This is a genomic window from Gilliamella sp. Pas-s27, assembly GCF_009795865.1.
Classification (GTDB): Bacteria; Pseudomonadota; Gammaproteobacteria; order Enterobacterales; family Orbaceae; genus Gilliamella.
The window spans coordinates 1-2,147 of record NZ_WTEW01000067.1 but is presented as its reverse complement, the minus strand read 5'-3'; the positions used below and the strand labels follow the sequence as shown (position 1 = coordinate 2,147).

3 protein-coding genes and 1 pseudogene are annotated in these 2,147 nt (G+C 34.7%); all 4 read left to right on the top strand.

Going from position 1 to position 2,147, the window contains the following annotated elements; all coding sequences use genetic code 11:
- Window positions 1-197: pseudogene (locus GQ589_RS11600) on the top strand (hypothetical protein); the annotation flags it as partial.
- 17 nt (window positions 198-214) lie between these two features.
- Window positions 215-337 (top strand): hypothetical protein, encoded by a 123-nt coding sequence (locus GQ589_RS12445; protein WP_255471200.1) that lies wholly within the window; start codon window positions 215-217, stop codon window positions 335-337.
- Between the two features lie 17 nt (window positions 338-354).
- Window positions 355-1,188, top strand: a complete 834-nt coding sequence (locus GQ589_RS11595; RefSeq protein ID WP_160426381.1) for a DUF6708 domain-containing protein — start codon at window positions 355-357, stop codon at window positions 1,186-1,188.
- Between the two features lie 157 nt (window positions 1,189-1,345).
- Window positions 1,346-2,147, top strand: an 802-nt coding sequence (locus GQ589_RS11590; protein ID WP_160426379.1) for a DUF6708 domain-containing protein, incomplete at its 3' end; no start/stop codon positions are given.

Below are 2,147 nucleotides of genomic sequence, written 5' to 3'. Positions count from 1 at the left end.
ACTATTACGAATGGATGTGGATAAATAGCTATATGGCGTTTTCGGATAATAATTTGGATGGGGAATTGATGCCAGAAGAAGAGTTCACATGGCCCATCAAAGTCAACTGGCCAGAAGAAATCGACAAAAAATCCAAAGCGAGCTCGCTTGAAGAATATCATAAAATAGATGCCGAGTATAAAAAAATTAAGGAATAAATAATCTCCAAAGTACCGTGGTAATAGACCCAAAAGTTGCCGAATTAAGGGTAAAAGCGAAAAAAGTGATTGGCATATTACATTACTGGCAAGGTAAAGACGCCAAATCGCCACTACGCGTTGAACATATTATCAATTAAAAAGGGAGAACGTAATAATGCCATCTAAATATCAACCGCAAGTTTCCGCATGGCGTGAGGATTTGCATAAAGGAATATATACAACAAAATCACATTTAAGTAATAATAAAAAACTACGTTATGCTAATGATGATTATTGTGAGCTTTCTCGGCGGTTCACAGGGATGGGAAGCTTATTAATTAGATTGATTGTTATTATTCTTTTCTTTATATGTGTATTGATAATAATTTCTGGATTAGTTGCTGTACTTTTTGCTATATTTTATCTTGATACCCATAAAGCACTATTTATTCTTTCATTTTTTTTGCTTTTAATATCCAGTCCAATATTTATTCAATTTTTTCTTACTTTTTTATTCTGTCCTGAAGATTGTCCTATTCGCTTTAACCGTAAAACAGGTAAGGTTTATATTTATGACCATTTTCTGTTATATTGTGGTTCATGGGCTACCTTTACTCGTTCACCCTTTAGAGCTAAAGAGATAACGGTTAAAGAGTTTAATTGGGCAGATATTCAAGGTTGTATGACCTCAGTATCAGTTCCTATTGCTAGTGGCGGAACGGTTAGAAGCTATCGTATAGAGTGTGTGGTATGTGAGCCTAATACCACTAAAGTAATTGACCACTTTCTGTTGGCTGCTGATACCAGTTTAAGCTATTACGAATGGATGTGGATAAATAGCTATATGGCTTTTTCGGATAATAATTTGGATGGAGAATTGATGCCAGAAGAAGAGTTTATATGGCCAATCAAAGTCAACTGGCCAGAAGAAATCGACAAAAAATCCAAAGCGAGCTCGCTTGAAGAATATCATAAAATAGATGCCGAGTATAAAAAAATTAAGGAATAAATAATCTCCAAAGTACCGTGGTAATAGACCCAAAAGTGGCCGAATTAAGGGTAAAAGCGAAAAAAGTGATTGGCATATTACATTACTGGCAAGGTAAAGACGCCAAATCGCCACTACGCGTTGAACATATTATCAATTAAAAAGGGAGAACGTAATAATGCCATCTAAATATCAACCCCAAGTTTCCGCATGGTGTCAGGATTTGTATAAATGGGTATATACAACAAATTTACATTTAAGTAATAATAAAAAACTACGTTATGCTAATGATGATTTTTGTGAGTTTTCGAGGCGAACTACAGGATGGGGAAAAATTGGTCGTTTAATCACAATGATTTGTCTAGGTTTGATGATGTTTATGATTTTATTTATATTGTATATGGTAATACCTGGTATAGTTGAGGATGAAATAATAAATAAACTTATATATATACCAAGTTGTATTGTATTTATTTATTTTGCTTATATTTTGATTCAGCTTTTTTTCTATCTGCTATATGCCCCCGAAGATTTTCCTATCCGTTTAAACCGAAAAACAGGTAAAGTTTATATTTATGACCATTTCCTTCTGTATTTTGGATCATTGGCTACCTTTACTCGTTCACCTTTTAGGGCTAAGGAGATAACGGTTAAAGAGTTTAATTGGGCAGATATTCAAGGGTGTATGGCCTCAGTATCAGTTCCTCTTGCTAGTGGCGGAACGGTTAGAAGCTATCGTATAGAATGTGTGGTATGTGAGCCTAATACCACTAAAGTAATTGACCACTTTTTGTTGACTGCTGGTAGCCCAAGCTATAACGAATGGATGTGGATAAATAACTATATGGCCTTTTATGATGATAATTTAGATGGGGAATTGATGCCAGAAGATGAATTTACATGGCCAATCAAAGTCAACTGGCCAGAAGAAATCGACAAAAAATCCAAAGCGAGCTCGCTTGAAGAATATCAGAAAATAG

Bases quoted from the DNA above. Each gene is read 5' to 3' on its own strand.
- GQ589_RS11595 (WP_160426381.1), top strand. From the start codon at position 355: ATGCCATCTAAATATCAACCGCAAGTTTCCGCATGGCGTGAGGATTTG.